Source organism: Streptomyces sp. NPDC058758 (assembly GCF_042746075.1).
In the GTDB taxonomy this organism is placed as follows: Bacteria; Actinomycetota; Actinomycetes; order Streptomycetales; family Streptomycetaceae; genus Streptomyces.
Map to the genome: position 1 here is coordinate 57,969 of NZ_JBHYPS010000018.1, position 18,714 is coordinate 76,682.

Annotated in this window: 14 protein-coding genes; 9 read left to right on the forward strand and 5 right to left on the reverse strand. The window is 73.1% G+C overall.

Annotated features, from left to right (window positions below; all coding sequences use genetic code 11):
• Positions 1 to 237 precede the first annotated feature (237 nt).
• The 5 genes from ACFW6A_RS21610 (at position 238) to ACFW6A_RS21630 (ending at position 4,691) form a co-directional block, all read left to right on the forward strand.
• Positions 238 to 1,125, forward strand: coding sequence for an ATP-binding cassette domain-containing protein (locus ACFW6A_RS21610; protein WP_351846258.1), 888 nt, complete (start codon positions 238 to 240; stop codon positions 1,123 to 1,125).
• A complete protein-coding gene (locus ACFW6A_RS21615) occupies positions 1,122 to 1,934 on the forward strand; it encodes an ABC-2 family transporter protein (RefSeq protein ID WP_351846260.1) in 813 nt (270 codons plus the stop codon). Before ACFW6A_RS21610 ends, ACFW6A_RS21615 begins: the two co-directional genes overlap by 4 nt.
• Positions 1,931 to 2,728, forward strand: coding sequence for an ABC-2 family transporter protein (locus tag ACFW6A_RS21620; RefSeq protein WP_351846263.1), 798 nt, complete (start codon positions 1,931 to 1,933; stop codon positions 2,726 to 2,728). Before ACFW6A_RS21615 ends, ACFW6A_RS21620 begins: the two co-directional genes overlap by 4 nt.
• A 99-nt stretch (positions 2,729 to 2,827) precedes the next feature.
• Positions 2,828 to 3,949: a capreomycidine synthase gene (vioD, locus tag ACFW6A_RS21625; protein ID WP_351846266.1), complete on the forward strand. Its 1,122-nt coding sequence runs from the start codon at positions 2,828 to 2,830 to the stop codon at positions 3,947 to 3,949.
• Between the two features lie 19 nt (positions 3,950 to 3,968).
• Positions 3,969 to 4,691: a LuxR C-terminal-related transcriptional regulator gene (locus ACFW6A_RS21630; RefSeq protein ID WP_386642085.1), complete on the forward strand. Its 723-nt coding sequence runs from the start codon at positions 3,969 to 3,971 to the stop codon at positions 4,689 to 4,691.
• A 91-nt stretch (positions 4,692 to 4,782) separates the two neighbouring features.
• Here ACFW6A_RS21630 and ACFW6A_RS21635 read toward each other — a convergent pair whose 3' ends face one another.
• From ACFW6A_RS21635 to ACFW6A_RS21655, 5 genes are all read right to left on the reverse strand, one after another.
• On the reverse strand, positions 4,783 to 5,781 hold the full coding sequence (locus tag ACFW6A_RS21635) for a hypothetical protein (RefSeq protein WP_351846272.1): 999 nt from the start codon (positions 5,779 to 5,781) through the stop codon (positions 4,783 to 4,785).
• Positions 5,778 to 6,794, reverse strand: coding sequence for a TauD/TfdA family dioxygenase (locus tag ACFW6A_RS21640; protein ID WP_386642088.1), 1,017 nt, complete (start codon positions 6,792 to 6,794; stop codon positions 5,778 to 5,780). Before ACFW6A_RS21640 ends, ACFW6A_RS21635 begins: the two co-directional genes overlap by 4 nt.
• A 53-nt stretch (positions 6,795 to 6,847) precedes the next feature.
• Positions 6,848 to 7,819: a D-2-hydroxyacid dehydrogenase gene (locus ACFW6A_RS21645; protein WP_386483793.1), complete on the reverse strand. Its 972-nt coding sequence runs from the start codon at positions 7,817 to 7,819 to the stop codon at positions 6,848 to 6,850.
• Positions 7,816 to 8,019: an MbtH family NRPS accessory protein gene (locus ACFW6A_RS21650; RefSeq protein WP_351846281.1), complete on the reverse strand. Its 204-nt coding sequence runs from the start codon at positions 8,017 to 8,019 to the stop codon at positions 7,816 to 7,818. Before ACFW6A_RS21650 ends, ACFW6A_RS21645 begins: the two co-directional genes overlap by 4 nt.
• 83 nt (positions 8,020 to 8,102) lie before the next feature.
• Positions 8,103 to 10,103 carry a carbamoyltransferase C-terminal domain-containing protein gene (locus ACFW6A_RS21655; RefSeq protein WP_386642091.1) on the reverse strand — a complete coding sequence of 667 codons (2,001 nt, stop codon included), beginning with the start codon at positions 10,101 to 10,103 and terminating at the stop codon, positions 8,103 to 8,105.
• 367 nt (positions 10,104 to 10,470) lie between these two features.
• Here ACFW6A_RS21655 and ACFW6A_RS21660 point away from each other — a divergent pair, with 367 nt between their 5' ends.
• From ACFW6A_RS21660 to ACFW6A_RS21675, 4 genes are read left to right on the forward strand one after another with little or no spacing between them, the layout of a single operon-like run.
• Complete coding sequence (locus ACFW6A_RS21660) at positions 10,471 to 13,950, forward strand: amino acid adenylation domain-containing protein (RefSeq protein ID WP_386642094.1); 3,480 nt, start codon at positions 10,471 to 10,473, stop codon at positions 13,948 to 13,950.
• On the forward strand, positions 13,947 to 15,002 hold the full coding sequence (gene gntD / locus ACFW6A_RS21665) for a guanitoxin biosynthesis L-enduracididine beta-hydroxylase GntD (protein WP_351846291.1): 1,056 nt from the start codon (positions 13,947 to 13,949) through the stop codon (positions 15,000 to 15,002). The genes ACFW6A_RS21660 and gntD overlap by 4 nt, the downstream gene beginning before the upstream one ends.
• 15 nt (positions 15,003 to 15,017) lie before the next feature.
• Complete coding sequence (locus tag ACFW6A_RS21670) at positions 15,018 to 16,178, forward strand: alanine--glyoxylate aminotransferase family protein (RefSeq protein ID WP_351846294.1); 1,161 nt, start codon at positions 15,018 to 15,020, stop codon at positions 16,176 to 16,178.
• Complete coding sequence (locus ACFW6A_RS21675; RefSeq protein ID WP_386642098.1) at positions 16,175 to 18,661, forward strand: amino acid adenylation domain-containing protein; 2,487 nt, start codon at positions 16,175 to 16,177, stop codon at positions 18,659 to 18,661. The genes ACFW6A_RS21670 and ACFW6A_RS21675 overlap by 4 nt, the downstream gene beginning before the upstream one ends.
• Positions 18,662 to 18,714 lie beyond the last annotated feature (53 nt).

The window sequence follows — 18,714 nt, forward strand, 5'->3', positions numbered from 1 at the left end:
GGCGGTAAGGGGATCCCGTGGTTCCCCCAGCCCGCGTAAAGGCGCGGAAGAGCGGGGCGGAGGGCCTCTGGAAACTTGTTCCGCAAATATTTTCACGCGCCGTCCGGCTCTGCTACGGTGCTCCGCGTGATCATAGCCGACGACTTGTCCATGGAATTTCGAAAATACCATCGTAAGTCGGGACTGCGCGGAGCGCTGACCAATCTCTTCAGCCGCGAATACGAAACGATCCGGGCGGTGGACAGCGTTTCGTTCGAGATTCCGCAGGGCTCGAAGACCGCGTACATGGGCGCCAACGGCGCCGGTAAATCCACCACCATCAAACTCCTCACCGGCATCATGACCCCCTCGTCCGGGCGGTGCCTGGTCGACGGGATCGAGCCCTACCGGGACCGCCGCACCGCGGCCCAGGCGATGGGCGTGGTCTTCGGCCAGCGGTCCCAGCTGTGGTGGGACCTCTCGGTGGCGGACTCCTTCAGGATCCTCCAGCGCATCTACGAGATCCCGGACGCCGTCTACCGGCGGAACATGAAGACCTACCAGGAGCTGCTGGACATCGACGCCCTCGGCGGCACGCCCGTCCGCATGCTCAGCCTCGGCCAGCGCATGCGCGCCGAGGTCGCCGCCTCGCTCCTGCACGACCCCAAGGTGGTCTTCTGGGACGAGCCGACCATCGGCCTCGACCCGGTCGTCAAGGACGCCGTCCGGGCACTGGTGAACCGCGCCAACACGGAGCTCGGCACCACCGTGATGCTCACCAGCCACGACATCGGCGACATCACCTCCATCTGCGACCAGGTGCTGGTGGTGGACCGGGGGAAGGTGATCCACCAGGGCACCATCGCCGGGCTGGTGGCCACGGCCGGCGAGCGCTCCGTGCTCTTCAGCCACGGCGGCCCCCAGACACCGGAGGAGACCGTCCTGGAGGTCGGCGCGATGCTGCCGAAGGCGACCGCCTCGGTCACCGACGACCTGCGCGTCCGCATCGACTACCCGGCCGACCGGCTCACCTCCCGCGAGGTGCTGGCCTGTCTGCTGGAACGGTTCGAGGTCACCGACTGTTTCGCCCCGGAACCCGACCTCCAGTCGGTGATCCACGAGATCTACCTGCGGAGAAAGGCATGAGGAAGACCGCGGTCCGCCGGTACGTGCCCTTCGCCACCAGCAGCCTCCAGGCCTCCCTGAACTACCGGGCCGACCTCTTCGTCTCCCTGCTCACCACCTCGGTGAGCACCGCCGTGGTCGTCTTCCTCTGGCGCGCGGTGATCACCCAGAACCCGGGCAGCGACCTCGGCGGCTTCAGCGTCGCCGGCATCACCACCTACCTGCTGGCCGCTCAGCTCCTCACCCTCATGCACCACAGCAAGGCGGGCGAGGACACCTCGCAGGAGATCGTCGGCGGCGACATCGCCGTCGCGCTGGTGCGGCCGGTCAGCTACCCGCTGAGCCGGGTGTTCATGGCGCTGCCGGTGGCCCTGACCAACCTGGTGCTGGTCGGCCTCCCGCTGGTGGTGATCTTCTCGCTGCTCTTTCCGGTGACGGCCCCGTCCCCGGCCGGCGTCGCCCTCTTCGTGCTCGCCGCGGTGCCCTCGGTCGCCATCGCCTTCACCGTGCAGCTCCTGGTGGGCATGTCCGCACTCATCACCACCAACACCTGGGGCGTCGGCATGGTCGTCAACAGTCTGGTCGTCTTCCTGTCGGGAGCCCTGGTCCCGCTGGACCTGCTGCCCCGGCCGATCGAGGCCGTCGCCTCGGCACTGCCGTTCCAGAGCATGGTGTACGGGCCGGTCCAGCTCCTGCTCGACCGCTACGACGGCCCCGCCGAAGCGGCGGCCATCCTGTTCCGGCAGGGCGGCTGGGCCCTGGTGATGGTGGCGGTGACCACCTTCGTCTGGCGCACCGCACTGCGACGGATCGAGGTGCTGGGCGGATGAGGATCCTCCGGACCCTTCGGCTGACCTGGTTCATGTGCGGCGTCTCGCTGCACCGGCTCGCCGAGTACCGCGGCGACTTCGTCCTCGGCGCCTTCGGCTTCCTGGTGATGTTCGGCGTCCAGGCCGCCCTGGTCGGCGCCCTCTTCGCGCTGGTCCCGACGATCGGCGGCTGGGGCTTCGCCCACGTGCTGTTCCTGCTCGGCTTCGCGATGCTGCCCCGAGGCCTCGACAAGATGTTCTCCGACAACATCTGGCTCATCAGCGCCTTCGAGATCCGCGGCGGCGAGTTCTACCGCTACCTGATCCGCCCGGTGAGCCCGCTGCTCATGGTGATGTCCGAACGCCTCGTCTGGCCCGACGCGTTCGGCGAACTGATCGTCGGCCTGGTGCTCATCCTGTACGCGGGGTCGCAGCTGGACCTCGCGGTGCCGACCTGGGAGGCCCTGCTGGTCGGCGGCGTGCTGGTGGTGTGCGGCGCGCTCATCCACTTCGCCGTCAAACTCGCGCTCGCCTCGCTGGCGTTCTGGACCACCCGCAGCTTCTCCGCCATGCGCGCCGTCACCGAGCTGTCGATGTTCTCCGGCTACCCGCTCGACCTCTACCACCCGGCCCTGCGCGCGATGCTGACCTGGATGGTGCCCTTCGCCTTCACCGCCTACTTCCCCGCCGCCTACCTGCTCTTCGGCGACGACGGCCTCGTGCTGCTCACCCCGCTCGTCGCCCTGGTCTCGGTGGCGATCGCCGCCACCGTGTGGCGGAGGGGCCTGCGCCGCTACGAGGCCACCGGAAGCTAGCGCCCGCCGCCGGCCGCCGGCCTGCCGGCGGTGCGGCGGCGCCCCACCCGCACGCGAATTCCCCAACCCTGGTCCCACCCACGGAAGGAGTACGGACGGATGAGAGTGGATCGGGCTCCGCTCGAGGACTGGATGCGCGAGTTCTACTTCGCCACCACGATCGACCTCGGCAGCAGCGGCGTGCAGTGCTGGTCGGTCGGCGAGCTGATGGACCTCCTGGGCATCACCGCCGAGGAGCTGCGCGGGCTGACCTTCGACGACAGCGAGACCTACGGCAGCCCGGGGCTGCGCGAGGCCCTGGCGGACCGCTTCACCAAGGGCGACCCCGACCGGGTCTTCACCACCCACGGATCCACCGAGGCGATCTTCCTCGCCATGAGCACCCTGCTCGAACCCGGGGACGAGATGGTGGTCGTCAGCCCCGGCTACCACTCGCTCAGCTCCGTCGCCGCCTCCATGGGCTGCCGGATCGTGCCGTGGCGACTGCGGGAGGAGGACGGCTTCGCGCCCGACCTCGACGCCCTCCGCGCGCTGATCGGCCCCCGTACCCGCCTGGTCGCCGTCAACTTCCCGCACAACCCGACCGGCGTCAGCCTCACCGCCGACCAGTACGAGGAGTTCCTCGACATCGTGGCCGGTTCCGGCGCCTACCTGGTCTGGGACGGCGCCTTCACCGAGCTCACCTACGCCACCGAACCCCTGCCGGAGCCCTCCCTGCGCTACGACCGCTGCGTCTCCACCGGCACCATGTCCAAGGCGTACGGCCTGCCCGGCACCCGGGTGGGCTGGTGTCTGGGCGACCCGAAGCTGCTGAAACGTTTCCTCCCCTTGCGTGACGCCCTCACCATCTGCCTGTCCCCGCTCACCCAGCTCTTCGCGGAGCACGCGATCCGGCAGGCGGACCTCCTGGTCTCCCTGCGGCGCGACCGGGCCCGGACCAACCTCGCCCTCCTCGCCGACTGGATCGCCGGACAGGAAGGCCGGGTCACCTGGACCCCGCCGGCCGGCGGCTGCACCGCCTACCCGCGCTTCCCGTACGTCCCCGACGCCGACGAGCTGTGCCGGCGACTGGGCCGGGAGGACTCGGTGCTGCTGGTCCCCGGATCCTGCTTCGGCCACCGCGACCGGGCCAGGCTCGGCTTCGGCGGCCCCACCGAGGAGTTCCGGACCGGCCTGGAGCGGCTGGGCCGGGCCTTGGCCACGAGCGGCCCGAGGCCGTGAGACGGACCGCGGAGACCCGGTGACAGGCGTGGAGGCGTACGTGGAGGCGAAGGTGACCGAGGTCCTCGTCCGGGTGGCCGTCCTGGAGCGCGATCCGCTGCTGCGGGCCGGGCTGGGATCCGTCCTGAGGGCCGCCCCGGAGATCGACGTCGTCGCCGATCTCGCCGCGGGATGGGACGACGTCGCGGCCGCCGCGCCGACGGCGCGCCCCGACCTGCTGGTGGTGAGCGGCGCCTGGCTGCGCGAGGACCCGCCCGCCCTCGGCGGTGCGGGCGGCCGCCGGCACCCCTGGCACGGACTGCCCACGGTGGTGGTGCTGGACGCCGAGGACTGGCCGACCCTGCGGCACGCGGTCACGACGAAGTCGGTGCGCGGCTTTGTCGACCGCGTCACCAGCCACGAGGACCTGGCGTCGGCCGTCCGCGACGCCGGGGCCGGCCGGACCTTCCTCTCCTCCTCCGTGGCGCGCTCGGTGGTGGAGTGGATGGCCACCCGGATGGACCGCGAGCCCGCCTCCCTCCCGGCGGTGGAGGCCGTCCTGACCGGGCGCGAGATGGAGATCTTCGAGGCGATGGGCCACGGCGTCACCAACAACGTCATCGCCCGGCGGCTCGGGATCCAGGAGGCGACGGTCCGCAGCCACGTCTACCGGATCCTCACCAAGCTCGACCTGCGCACCCGCACCGAGGCGGCGCTCGCCGCCTACGAGTACGCGTACCGGGACGCCCGTTCGGTCGGCTGACGCACGGCGGAAGGGGCGGCGGGAGGCACGGTGGGGCACGTGGCGGAACGGGCGGCGGGAGGCGGGCGTCCGGGACGGCGGGCAGGAGCGGTCACACGTTCCGCAGCTGCCGCACCGCCTCCCGCAGCGCCCGTTCCTCCGCCTTCCGGAGGCCGTCGAGCTCCGCGATCTCGGCGTGCCCGAACTCCGCCGGCCTGCCCGCCGCTTCGCGGAAGAACATCTTGTTGCGCAGCCGGAAGGCGTGCTTCTCCAGCGCCCGGGCGTCCTCGGCCAGCGCCGTGAACGGACCGCCCAGCAACTGGGCCATGCGCTCCACGCGCAGCGTCATCAGCTTCTTGTGCTCCCAGAGGATGTGCAGGTTGCGGATGTCGTAGTCGGCCCTGCCCTCGACCCACTCCGTCAGGTAGCGCTGGAGCGGCGGATACACGTCGACGCCGTAGGCGCGTTCCCAGGCCGGACGGAGCATCTCGAACCGCAGCGACACGTTCGTGCCGTCGAGGTACTCCTCCAGCGACTCCCGCACCACACGGAGGTTGAAGTCGTACGCGGCGTCCGGAACGACGCGGTAGAGGTACACCTGCGTGCAGTCCTCGGGCAGGGCGTCGAGGCCCCGGTAGGCGGCGCGGAACTCCTCGAACCCGATCGTGGAGCGCCGCAGGACGTCGGCCTTGTCGTACCCGTAGGTGGAGAAGGTCCGCGCCGCGTCGTCCACGCCGCACAGGAGGAGGTCGTGCGAGGAGTGCCGCACTCCGTACAGGGGGCGGCTCGGGACGTGGAAGTCGTCCAGGTTGAGGTAGACGTAGTGACCGGCGTGCACCGCGGTCCGGCAGTACTCCACCGGGTCGGCGTCCAGGTCCGCGAGCCACCGCCGGTTCGCGCGGACCACGTCCAGCCACGGGCTGATGGCGTAGTCGTACAGGTAGAAGCAGAACGGCACCGGGGTGGCCGGGTCGAGGTCGTAGGCGAGGTGGACGTAGTTGCTCAGGATCCAGTCCCGCGCCCGGTCCACCGTGCCGGCGATCGCCAGGGGGAAGCCGTAGAAGTGGTAGCCGTTGGCGAGCGGGTCCGAGAGCGGGAGTTCCTTCTTCACGACGCGGTCCGCCCTTCCGGGAACGCACCGCACGCGGCGCCCCGCCCCTGTGCGATCTGCCGCTGGCCGAAGCCGTGCTCCTGGCGCTCGGTGACCGGACGGCTTCGCGGCGCGCGGACCAGCACCCGCTTGAGCCACCGGTCGGTCCCGTCGTAGCGGGCGCGGAAGGAGCCCCGGCCGTGCACCGCGGCGTCGTTGTCCACGATCAGCAGATCACCCCGCTCCAGCGGGACCACGCGGCTCGCCCGGTCCAGCCGGCGGCCCAACTCCTCGTAGGCGAGCCGGAATTCCGCGTCCCCGGTCAGCATCCGCGTGTAGGTGGGGTCGTAGCGAAGGCAGGGGCGGCCGTCCCGCTCCCAGAGGGTCGCCATCCCCGGCGAGGCCCGGCCGCCCGCCCGCTCGTCCTGGTAGCTGTCGTCCGGGTGGATGACGACGTGCGGCCGGGACAGCGCGGTGACCAGGCGGGGCGGCAGGTCGACGTCCCCGACCGCGGCGATGCCGCTGCCGATGCCGTCCGGGTTCCGTACGCAGGCCAGCAGCAGCAGATCGGCGCGGTCCGGGTGGAAGGCGTCCTCAGTGTGCCAGGTCAGCGCCGTGGTGCTGCTGCCGCCGACCTGCATGTCCTCGTGGTGCGGGCTGGGCAGGATGTTGTGCACGATGTGGCCGTCCTGCTGGTTCTCCCAGCCGAAGACCGCGCCCTGCAGCGCGGCCACCAGGACGATCGCCAGGTCGAGGGCCGCCGTGCGCGTGCGGTCGACGTCCTTCCAGTGGGTGGCCGTCGGGCCCTGGTCGCCGAAGGCGGCGAACAGCCCCTTGACCACGCGGTGGCCGGTGCCGGGCTCCGGAGGCCGGGTCAGCCGTTTCAGCCGGGAGAGGACGCCGGGAGGGAGGACGGCCTCGGGGCGGACCACCGTGCCGTCCGCGGTCGCCCCGGACGCCGTCAGGGCGCCGGCCGCGTCGGCGAGAGCCCGGGACAGCTCCGCCGACTCCGCGTCGAGGTCGGTCAGGGTCATGGCAGAGCATCTCCTTCTGTCACCAGTGGAAGGGTGCGCCGGCGCACCGGTGGTCAGTAGCCCCGGTCGAGGTCGACGACGTTCAGCGGGCGTTCTCCCGACGAGAAGCGCCGGACCTGGTCCAGCAGCAGTTCCCGGCAGCGCCGCTCGGTCCGCTCGGTGCCGTCCGCGCAGTGGGGCGTGAGGACGACGCCCGGCGCCGACCACAGGGGCGAGGACGCGGGAAGCGGTTCCTCGGCGAAGACGTCCAGCCCCGCGCCCGCCAGGTGCCCGTCCGCCAGGGCCGCGAGGAGCGCCTCCTCGCACACGACCGGCCCCCGGCCGACGTTGACCAGGAACGCGCCGCGCGGCAGCAGGGCCAGCTCGGCGGCCCCGATCAGGGAGCGTGTCTCCCCGGTCAGCGGAGTCGCCACCACCAGGACGTCGAGCCGGCGGAGGAAGGCGGGCAGCTCCTCCGGCCGGTAGGTGCGCGTCACCTCGGGCACGTCGCCGCCGTCGCGGCGCAGCCCGACGACCACGGCGCCCAGGGCGGTCAGCAGGCGCGCGGTGCTGCGGCCGAGGTCGCCGAGGCCCAGCACGCCGACCGTGCTGCCGCGCAGCTCGCGCTGCTCGGCGGGCTCGCTCCAGCGCCGCTCGCGCTGCGCGTCGAGCAGGCCGGGCAGCCCCTTGAAGTGCGCGAGGAGCAGGGCCACGACGTGCTCGGCGACCGCCGGGCCGTGGGTGCCGGAGCCGTTGGTGACCAGGACGTCCCGGCCGCGGAGCGCGTCCACCACCGGACCGGGCAGCCCCGAGGCCCTGGTGTGCAGCCAGCGCAGCTCCGGCCGCGCGGCGACGAAACGCGTCAGCTCCGCCTCGTCGGCTTCCCACACCAGGGCCACGTCGGCGTCCGCACGGGCGGAGGGGCCGTACGGGTCCTGGACCTCCATACGGGCCCCGGGCCACGCCCGACCCAGTTCCGCCACGAGGAGCCGGGCGTCGGCGCCGCCCGCGAACAGCAGTACGCGCACCGGCGTCCCGGCGGTCATCCGCCGTTCCGCGTGTGCGCCCGCACGCTCCGCGGCCGCATGTCGGTCCAGACCAGGTCGACGTGCCGGAGGCAGGCGTCGTGGTCGCCCTCGAAGCCGGCGCCCCGCCAGCCGTCCGGCACCGGCCGGCCGGACGGCCAGACGGAGTACTGCTCCTCGTCGTTGACGACCACCTGGAAGCGCTCCTGCGACTCACTCATGGCGAACAACTCACTCTCCGGAAGACGACGCGGCGGGGCGGGGCGAGGGGGAGGGGGAGGGGGCGTGGACGTGGAGGGCCGGGTCATTCGACGACGACCGGCTGGGGCAGCCGGCCGGGGCCCTCGACGAAGCGGGAGCCCGGACCGGCGTCGCGGCGGAACGAGGCGGCGAGCGCCGCGAAGCTCTCGTCGTGGGCCAGGTAGTAGTCGGCCAGCTTGTTGACCGTGGCGGCGGGGGAGGAGGCGGCCTTGGCGCGGATGTCCGGGGACCAGGACAGCAGGAAGATCCCCGCGTCGGTGTACCCGCGCTCCCGCCACCGCTGCCACAGCGCGTCCCGCTCGTCCTCCTGGCCCGCGAAGTGGTGGACGGCGCGCAGGCGCGGCGTTCCCGGACGCGCGACGGCGGGCACCGGTTCGGACCGCAGGACGACCCGCCGGCCCGCGAGGTAGAGCAGGGCGATGCCCTTGTTGACGCAGAAGGTGAGCGCCTCGGCCGCCGTGTTGACGTTCGGTTCGCCCCGGTCGTTGAGCGAGGTGTTGCAGACGACGGGCACGCCGGTCTCCGCGTGGAAGGCGCTGATCGCCCGGTGCAGCGTCGGGTTCACGGCCGCCGTGAGGGTCTGGTGGCGCGCCGTGCCGTCCAGGTGCAGGACCGCGGGGATCCGGTCGGCCGCGTCCTCGCGGACCCGTACGGCCTCCAGCATGTACGGGGAGGGCCGGCTCTGCTCGAACCAGTCGCCGGCGTGTTCCGCCAGGACGATCGGCGCGACCGGGCGCCACCACTGGCGCTGCTTGTACCGGTTGAGCAGCTCCTTGACCTTCGCCGAGCGCGGGTCGCCGAGCAGGCTGCGGTTGCCCAGGGCGCGCGGGCCGATCTCGGCCGGCCCGTCGGCCCACGCCAGCACGTTGTCGGCGAGGTCCGCAGCGAAGCGCTCCGGGGCGAAGTCCGTGACCTCCTCCACCCAGGGCGCGAACTCCTCCAGCGCCTCGTCCACGTCGCGCAGCGGCGCACCGTGGGAGGGCGAGTTGATCAGCAGGTCCGCCTCGTCGAGGACGCCGGAGCCGTGCAGGCCCAGGAGCCCGAGACCCAGGGCCTGCCCCGAGTCGTTGGCGCAGGGCGGGGTCAGCAGCCCGAGGAAGCCGAAACGGTCCAGCAGCAGGGTGTTGGTCGGGCAGTTGAGGGCGAAGCCTCCGCTGGTCGAGAGGTAGGCGTCCGCCGGGTCGACCCCGCCGAGCGCGCAGAGCAGTTCCACGTTACGGATCGCGACCAGGTCGCAGGCGCGCTGCACGTGCTTCATGACCGCGCTGCGGACGCGCTCCTCGCGGCTGAAGCCGGTCTCCTCCGGCCGGCCCGCGAGCTGCCGCTCCGCGCTCTCGATCAGCGCGTCCACCAGTCCGAACGCCGCGCCCCAGGGGGTGACCCGGCCGCCGTGGAGGCGGAGGGAGGCGGTCGCCGCCTCGATGTCGAAGTCGACGGTCGCGCGGCAGGCCGAGGCCAGCGCCATCAGCGAGCCGGGCTCCAGCCCGAACCGGGTGGACGCGGCGGTGTACAGCGGGCCGGGTGACTCCACCGGGGCGAAGGTCATCTCGCCGCGCCGCGAGACGCAGCCCGCGTACCAGTGCTCCGGCCCCCGTTCGTCCAGCACGGTGTCCGGGGCGCCGTCCATGGCCATGGCCACGATGGTCCCGCTCTTGAACAGCGCGGTGTCCATGAGCAGTCCGCCGTAGAGGTGCGCGAGGCTGTGCACGGGGAACTTCTCCGCGCCCTTCGGGACCGTGATCCCGGCGGCGCGCGGCAGTCCCGGCGTCCCCCAGACGGTGCGCACGTCGGCCAGGCCGAGCCCTTCCGGTGCGAGCAGCGCCTCCAGGAAGGCCTCCGTGCGCCCGGCGGTGTAGAGCGGCCAGGCGTGGTGCTTCTGCCCGCTGATCCGTTCCACCTCCCACATGCGGACCAGCTCCACCCGGGCGCCGGCCCGCCGCCAGAGGGCCACACCGTGGTCGTGCCGTGCGGAGACGACCGACAGGTCGCCGGGCGGCGTCAGATAGCACGAGAGAAAGAATTCGTTGTCGCTGCTGCCTTCCACGGTGTCTCCCCGGTCTCGGCCTGCGAATTTCGCGCTGCGTTCCTCGCTTCGGTTCCTGTGCTTTTCGCGGTGCAGCGTAAAGCGGCCGGACGGGCCGGGTCGACCCCATCCTGAGCAGCGGAGATAAGCCAAATGTGGACTCCGTCTCCACGTTTCGTTGATGCCGGTGTTCGCTGTTCCGATGATTTGTCGGCCCGAGTCGCTGCTGTAGCATTCGGGAGGCAAAAATCTCGGCCATGTGTTCGGTACAGCTGATCGAGCGGAATTGGAACGAGGAATGCGTACACTGCCGCAGAATCATGGAGAATCTTTTTCGCCCGGCCCGTCCGACGCATGGGAAAGCGTGCCCGGCGCCTTCGAGCAAGGGGTGCGGAAGCACCCGGACGCGGTCGCCGTCGAGTCCGGCGGCGAACGCCTGACCTACCGGGAGCTCGACCGGCTCGCGGACCGCCTGGCCCACCGGCTGACCGGCCTGGGAGTCGGCGCCGAGACGCCGGTCGCCGTCTGCGCCGAACCCTCGCTCTCCCTCGCCGTGGCGGTCCTCGGAGTGCTCAAGGCCGGCGGCGCCTTCGTGCCGCTGGACCCCGGCTACCCGCCGCGACGGCTGGCCCACCTGCTCGCCGACTCGGGCGCCGAGATCGCCGTCGTCGAACGCGGGCTCGCCGGGAAGGTGCCGGGCGGGGTCGGGACCGTCGAACTGGACCGGGGCCGGACGGACGGCGACGAGGACGGACCCGGCCGCACCGGCCCGGTGGAAGCCCACGCGAGCCCGGTGGAAGCCCACGCCGCCCCCGCCCGGCGGCACGGGGCCGAGGTGCCGCCCGACGCGGTGGCCTGCGTCTACTACACCTCCGGTTCCACCGGCTCGCCCAAGGGCGTCCTCGTCACCCACCGGGGCCTGCTGAACCTGGCCTCCGCCGCGGCCGAGGAGTTCGGGCTCGGTCCCGACGACCGCTTCCTGCAGCTCGCCTCGATCGGCTTCTCCGCCGCCCTGGAGGAGATCTTCCCCCCGCTGCTGTGCGGCGCCACCCTCGTCCTGGCCGGCTACCGCCGGGCGCTGCCCACGGTGGACCACTTCCTCGGCCTGCTGCGCGACGCCCGGATCACCGGCTTCGAGATCACCACCGCCTACTGGCACCAGGTGATGGACGAGCTCACCGCCACCGGCGCGAAGCCGCCGGACACGCTCCGCTTCGTGGTGGTGGGAGGGGACCGGGCACGCGCCGAACACGTCGTGGCCTGGCGGGCCACCGGCATCCCGCTGATCAACGTCTACGGCCCCACCGAGGCGACCGCCACCGCCAGCTACCACCACACCGCCAAGGAGGCGCCGCACCCCGACGGGCTGCTGCCGATCGGACGCGCCATCGCCCGGACGCGGATGCACCTGCTGGACCCCGGGATGCGTCCCGTCGCCCCCGGCGAGGTCGGCGAGATCCACGTCGGCGGCGCCTCACTGGCCCGCGGTTACCACGGCTCCCCCGCCCAGACGGCACGGGCCTTCCTGCCCGACCCCTTCGGCGCGCCCGGCGGACGCCTGTACCGGACCGGCGACCTCGGCCGCGAACTGCCGGACGGCACCCTGGAGTTCCTCGGACGCAGGGACAACCAGATCAAGCTGCGCGGCGTCCGCGTCGAACCCGCCGAGGTCGAGGCCGCGCTCCAGAGCCACCCCGCCGTCCGCCAGGCCCTGGTCTCGGTGACCGCCGACGAGCCCGAGGACCGCCACCTCGTCGCCTACCTGACCGCCCGGCCCGGCAGGACACCGGACGAGGACGCACTGCGCGCCCACGTCGGTGACCTGCTCCCCGCCCAGATGGTCCCGACCGTCTTCGTGGTGCTGGACGAGATGCCGCTCACCCCGCACGGCAAGGTGGACCGCGCCGGACTCCCCCCGGTCACCGCCGACCGGCCGCGGCCGTCCACCGCGTACGCCGCGCCCCGGCCCGGCGTGGAGACGGAGCTGGCGGCACTCTGGGCCGAGGTCCTCAAGCGCGAACAGGTCGGCGCGCACGACGACTTCTTCTCGCTGGGCGGCAACTCGCTCCAGGCGGTCCGGATCGTCGCCAGGGCCCGCCGCCGCTTCGGCATCGACCTGCGGCCCGGCGCCCTGCTCGCCGAACCCACCGTCGCGGCCTTCGCCGCACGGATCGAGGACCTGCTCCGGGAATCCGCCCCGCCCGGGAACGCCGGAGAGGAGGCCGGCTTCACGCACTGGCGGCGCGCACGGCAGGAGTTCGAACGGACCACCGCCGCCCGCACCGGACTGGAACGGACCGGACCGCTGGCCCCGTCGCAGCAGAGCCTGTGGATGCTGTCCAGGTTCCAGCCCGGGATCCCCCTCTACAACGAGGCCTGGGAATGCCGGCTGCGCGGCCCGCTCGACACGGCCGCGCTCCGCCACGCGCTCACCGCGATCAGCGGACGCCACGAGGCGCTGCGCACCCGCTTCGTGACGGCCGGCGGGCAGCCCGTCCAAGTGGTCCACGAGCAGGCCGACTTCCCCCTGGAGGAGGTCGAACCGACCGCCGGCGGGACGGCCGCGCGGCTGGAGAGGGCCCGCGCCCTGCGCGACGAGGCGATCCTCACCCCGCTCGACCCCGCCGCGTCCCCGCCGGTCAGGGCATGGCTCCACCGGCTGGCCGACGACGACCACCTGCTGGTGTTCGTGATGCACCACCTCATCTGGGACGGAGTCTCCAAGGAGGTCTTCCTGGACGAACTGGTGGCGAACTACCGGGCGCACCGGGAAGGCGCCGAGCACGCCCCGGAACCGCTCCCGCTGAACCACCGCGAGGTCGCGCTCCGGCAGCGGGACGAACTCACCGGCCCCCGGCTCGAAGGGCTGCTCGACCACTGGCGCACCCGGCTCGCCGACCCGCCCCCGCCACTGCCCCTCCCGCTCGACCGCCCCGCCCCGGCGACCCAGGACCACGCCGGCGCCAAGATCGTCCTGCCGCTGGCCCCCGCCCTGCGGGACCGGGTCGTGGAGGTGGCCCGCCAGGAGAACGTCACGCCGTTCATGCTCCTGCTCACCGCCCTGTGCGACCACCTGCGCGACAGCACCGGGGAGAGCGACCTCTGCGTGGGCACCCCGCTGGCCAACCGCACCCGGCCGGGCGAGGAGCGGGTGATCGGCTGCCTGATCAACTCCGTCGCCCTCCGGGTCCGCATGGACGCCCGCATGACCGGGCGCGAGGCGCTGCGGCACGCCCGCACGGTCTGCCTGGAAGCGATCGAGCACCAGGAACTGCCCTTCGACAAGCTGGTGGAGGAGCTGAAGCCGCACCGCCACCCCGGACGCAGCCCCTACTTCCAGGTCTGGTTCGCGATGGGCGACGACACCGTGCTGCCGCGGGAGGCGCCCGGACTGAGGATCGACACCTTCGAGGACCTGTCCACCGGCCTGTCCACCGGCGTGGCCAAGCTCGACCTCAACTGGATAGTGGTCGACCGGGGCGACCACTACGTCCTCTCGCTCGCCTACCGCACCGCCCTGTTCGAGGAGACCACGGCCCTGGCCATGGCGGACGCCTTCCGGACACGGCTCGAAGCACTCCTGCGCGACCCCGCCGCCCCGCTCGGCGCGGCGGCCGGCGAACCGACCGCGGACGAAGGGGACGACGTGGAGGAACGGCTGCTCGCCCTCTGGCGGGAGGTCTTCGACGACCCCCAGGTGGGCCCCGACGACGACTTCTTCGAACTGGGCGGCTACTCGATGCTCGCCGTCGAGGTGGTCACCCGGGTCCAGGACGAGTTCGGGGTGGAGGTCTCCTTCGCGGACTTCTTCGAGAAGCCCACCGTCGCCGAACTCGCCCGCAGGATCACGTCGGCGGACGCCGCATGAGCGCCGGCGACGAGAAGGGAGCCCCGGTGCTGTTCGTCATCGAGGTCACGGACGAGGACCGCCGCCGGGTGGAGGGCACGGTGGAGGAACTCGCCGCGCGCCACGCCTCCGCGGAGGATCCCGGACTGCTCGACGAGATCACCCTCGCCGCACAGGAACTGCCGAGGGCGCTGCGGGAGCGGGCCAACCGGTTCCGCCTCCACGAACCGGCCGGCGGGTGCCTCTTCTCCGGATTCCGGGTGGACGACGGCATCGGCCCCACCCCGGCCGTCTGGAACGCCGCCGGGCCCGGCGCCACCCTGCGCGAGGACCTGCGCCTGCTGCTGTGCGGCGCCCTGCTCGGCGACCCGATCGCCTGGGCCACCCAGCAGGAGGGCAGGCTCGTGCACGACGTGATCCCCATCAAGGGCCACGAGAACGAGCAGCTCAACTCCTCCACCACCGAACCCCTGTGGTGGCACACCGAGGACGCCTTCCACCCCTACCGCGCCGACTACGTGGGCCTGGCCTGCCTGCGCAACCCCGACGCCGCCGAGACCACCCTCGCCCACTTCGACGACCTCGGCCTGGACGAGGAGACCGTCGGCCTCCTGGCCGAACCGCACTACGTCATACGGCCCGACGAGTCGCACCTGCCGAAGAACCGCCGCGACGACGACCGCCCGGACGTCCCCGCCGAACTGCTCGCACGCGGCCTCGCCCGGATCGAGCGGATGAACACCTCGCCCGAGCGGACCGCCGTGCTCTTCGGCGACCCCCGCGCGCCCTACGGCCGGCTCGACCCGTACTTCATGGAACAGGAGGACGCCGACCCCCGCGCCGCCCGCGCCTTTGACACGCTCGTGGCCCGCATCGACGCCCGCCTCAGGAGCGTCGTGCTCACCCCCGGAGACGTGCTCTTCATCGACAACTACAAGGCCGTGCACGGACGCAGACCCTACGCCGCCCGCTACGACGGCGCCGACCGGTGGCTCCGGCGGATCAACGTGGCCCGGGACCTGCGCAAGTCGCGGGACGCGCGGACCGCGCCCGCCGCGCGGGTCATCTTCTGAGGGAGAGGAACATCCATGAAGAAGTACCGGCTCGCCGTGCCGGGCCCCACGCCCCTGCCCCCCGAGGTCTCCGCGGCCGCCGTCCTGCCCATCGAGGACGAGCGCACCGAGCGCTACTCGGCCGTCTTCCTGCGGGTGCTCGAAGGGCTCCGAAAGGCCATGGGGACCAGCAACGAGGTCCTGCTCTTCACGTCGAGCATGACCGGGGCCTTCGAGAGCGTCCTGCAGAACCTCTTCTCGCCGGGCGACCGCGTCCTCATCGTCAACAACGGTGCTTTCGGAGCCCGTTGGGTCGCCATGGCCCGGGCGTTCGGGCTCGACGCGGTCGAGGTCGCCGGCGAGTGGGGCCGGCCCGCGGACATGGGACGGGTCGCCGAGGCCGTCGCCTCCACACCCGGCCTGGTCGCGGCCGTCGCCGTGCACTGCGAGACCTCCACCGGCGTCGTCAACGACCTGCGCGCCTTCGGCGAGGCCACCCGCTCCCTCGTCAGCATCGTCGACACGGCCTCGGGCGTCGGAGCCTGCGAACTGCGCGCCGACGAATGGGGCCTCGACGTCGTCGTCGCCGGCTGCCAGAAGGCGCTGATGACACCGCCCGGCCTCGCCTTCGCCGGCATCGGCCCCCGGGCCTGGCTCCAGCACCGGCAGGCCACGCTGCCGCGCTTCTACTTCGACTGGGACGCGGCCCGCGACGCCATGCGGGGCACCGTCCCCGGCACCCCCTGGACCCCCGCCATCTCGCTCATCAGCCAGCTCGACGTCGCGCTGCGCAGACTGCACGAGGAGGGCATGGACGAGGTGATCGCCCGGCACGTCCGCCTCGGCCGCATGACCCGTGCGGGCGTCCGGGGCATGGGCCTCGACCTCTACTCGCCCGACGACGACCGGTGCGCCGCCGTCACCGCGGTGCGCGTGCCGGACGGCATCGACAGCCGGTTCCTCGTCGACCACCTCGTCGAGGAGTACGGCGTCCAGCTCGTCGGCGGTGCCGGACCGCTCGCGGGCCGCGTCGTCCGGATCGGCCACTGCGGTTACGTGGACACCCTCGACGTGATCACCACCCTGAGCGCCCTCGGGCTCGCCCTCCAGGACCTCGGGCACCCGCTCGACGTCGCCGACGGAGTGGCCGCGGCGCTGCGCCACGACCGCCACGCACTCGTGAGAGGACTCCGATGACCGCCCCGGACCTGACCGCGACCGCACCCGACGCCGGTCCTCTGCCCGCGCCCGACGCCGCCGGCCCCGCGCCCGACGCCGCCGGCCCCGCGCCCGACGCCGGTCCTCTGCCCGCGCCCGACGCAGCCCCCGCACCCGATAGCGCGCTCGCACCCACGCCCCGGACGGTGCCCCGCCCGCCGGGCGTCGCCTGGCCGGAGCGGCGAGCCGGCGGAAACGGCGTGATCGAGGCGGAGGCGCTCGCCGCCTTCCTGGCGGTGCTGCACCGGTTCACCGCGCAGGAGACGGTCACCCTCACCTGCCGGAACGCGGCGGGAGACCCCACGGAGGTCACCGCCGACTTCGCCACGGCCCCCGCCTTCGGCGACCTCCTCGCCCTGGTCGCCGCGGAACCGGGCACGGACGGCGTACGGGGGGACGGGGAGGGGCCGGTCGAGGCGGAGTTCACCGGCGCACGCGACGGCTACCTCCTCGTGCGGGACCCGGCCGGGGCCGCCCCGCCCGGGCGGGCCTACCGGGTGAGCGCCGAGGGCGGCACCGACCCCGCCCTCGCCGCCGCACTCGCCGACGCCCTCCGGGCCGCCGCCCACGACGGCACGCGGAACCCCGACCGCCCGGTGCCCCTGCTGCGGCTCACCGACGTCGAGGAACGGGACCGCACCCGGGGGACCGCCGCGCCCGCCGCGCCCCCGGCCCGCTGCGTGCACGAACTGGTCGGGCTCCAGGCCGCCAGGACGCCGGACGCCGTCGCCGTGGGCCAGGGCGACGACACGCTGACCTACCGGGCCCTGGACGCCCGGGCCGACGCCCTGGCCGCCGTCCTGCGGACCCGGGGCATCGGCGAGGGCGACGTGGTCCCGGTCCTGCAGCGCCGTTCACCGTCGCTCGTGGTCACCCTGCTGGCCGTCATGAAGGCGGGCGCGGCCTACCTCGCCCTCGACGCGCAGGACGCCCCCGGCCGCACCACGCGGCTGATCTCCGAGTCCGGCGCGCGCCTGGTCCTCGCCGACCGGCACGCCCCGGACCTGGTGCCCGACGGCGTCCACGTCCTCGACCCCGACGACCCGCGGCACCCGGACGGCCCGCCCGGCCACCGGGGCACGGCGCCGACGACGGACACCGCCCAGCATCCGGACACGCTGGCCTACGTCAGCTTCACCTCCGGCACCACCGGAGAACCGCGCGGCGTCGGCGTGCCGCACCGCGCCGTCTCCCGCCTCGTCCGCGCCCCGAACTGGATCGACATCCGCCCGGACGACGTCTTCCTGCTCCTCGCACCCGTCGCCTTCGACGCCTCCACCCTCGAACTGTGGGCCCCCCTCGTGCACGGCTGCCGCCTGGCCATCGCCCCCGACGGCGTCCTCGAGATCGACCACCTCGCCCAGGTGCTGAAGGAGGAGGCCGTCAGCGTCCTGTGGCTCACCGCCGGGCTCTTCCACCAGATGGCCGCCCACCGGCCGGACGCGTTCGGCGGCGTCCGCCACCTGGTGGCCGGCGGCGACACCGTCTCGCCCGGGCACCTGGAACGACTCCTGCGCGCCCACCCCGGCATCGTCTTCACCAACGGCTACGGGCCCACCGAGAACACCACCTTCACCACCTGCTGGACCACCACGACCGCCCCTCCCGACGGCGCCACCGTGCCCATCGGACACCCGGTGACCGGCACCAGCGTCGCCGTCCTCGACACCGGCCTGCGGCCCGTCCCGGCCGGCTGCTGGGGGGAGCTGTACGCGTCCGGCGACGGGCTGGCCCGTGGCTACGTGAACTCCGCGACGGCCACGGCCCGCCACTTCCTGCCCGACGTCTTCTCCGGCGTGCCGGGCGCGCGGATGTACCGCACCGGCGACCTGGCGCGCCGGCTGCCGGACGGCACGCTGGAGTTCCTGGGCAGGGCGGACCGCCAGCTCAAGATCCAGGGCTTCCGGGTCGAACCGCACCAGGTCGAGTCCGAGCTGTCCAGGACGGCCGGAGTGCGCGACGCCGTGGTCGTGGCGCAGCCCGACGGCGCCGGAGGCAAGCGGCTGCTCGCCTACGTCGCCGTCGAGGACGCCGCCGCCACCGCCGACCTCGGAGTCCGGCTGCGGGAGAACCTGCGCGAGGTGCTGCCGCCCTACGCCGTGCCCTGGGCCATCGTCGTGGTGGACCGGCTCCCGCTGAACGCCAACGGCAAGGTCGACCGCCGGGCGCTGCCCGTCGCCACACGCGTCCCCCGCAACGTCGGCGACCCCTTCGTCGAACCGCGCGACGCGGAGGAACGCGGCCTCGCCGCCCTGTGGGGCGAAGTGCTCGGAGTCGAACCCATCGGCGTGGAAGACGACTTCTTCGACCTCGGCGGGCACTCGCTGCTGGCGGCCGAGCTGCTGGGCACGCTCAAGGAGCGGTTCGGGGTGGACGTGCCCGCACGGGTGCTCTACCTCCAGCCCACGATCGCCGAACTCGCCGAACACCTCAGGAACCAGGGCCCGATCCGACGTCCGTGACCGGACGGGCCCCAGCAGGTACGACACGGTCGGCCGAAACCGCCGGCCCGTCC

Coding starts and splice junctions, on each gene's coding strand:
- ACFW6A_RS21615 (WP_351846260.1), top strand. CDS start 1,122: ATGAGGAAGACCGCGGTCCGCCGGTACGTGCCCTTCGCCACCAGCAGC.
- ACFW6A_RS21620 (WP_351846263.1), top strand. CDS start 1,931: ATGAGGATCCTCCGGACCCTTCGGCTGACCTGGTTCATGTGCGGCGTC.
- vioD (WP_351846266.1), top strand. CDS start 2,828: ATGAGAGTGGATCGGGCTCCGCTCGAGGACTGGATGCGCGAGTTCTAC.
- ACFW6A_RS21640 (WP_386642088.1), bottom strand. CDS start 6,794: ATGACCCTGACCGACCTCGACGCGGAGTCGGCGGAGCTGTCCCGGGCT.
- ACFW6A_RS21645 (WP_386483793.1), bottom strand. CDS start 7,819: ATGACCGCCGGGACGCCGGTGCGCGTACTGCTGTTCGCGGGCGGCGCC.
- ACFW6A_RS21650 (WP_351846281.1), bottom strand. CDS start 8,019: ATGAGTGAGTCGCAGGAGCGCTTCCAGGTGGTCGTCAACGACGAGGAG.
- gntD (WP_351846291.1), top strand. CDS start 13,947: ATGAGCGCCGGCGACGAGAAGGGAGCCCCGGTGCTGTTCGTCATCGAG.
- ACFW6A_RS21670 (WP_351846294.1), top strand. CDS start 15,018: ATGAAGAAGTACCGGCTCGCCGTGCCGGGCCCCACGCCCCTGCCCCCC.
- ACFW6A_RS21675 (WP_386642098.1), top strand. CDS start 16,175: ATGACCGCCCCGGACCTGACCGCGACCGCACCCGACGCCGGTCCTCTG.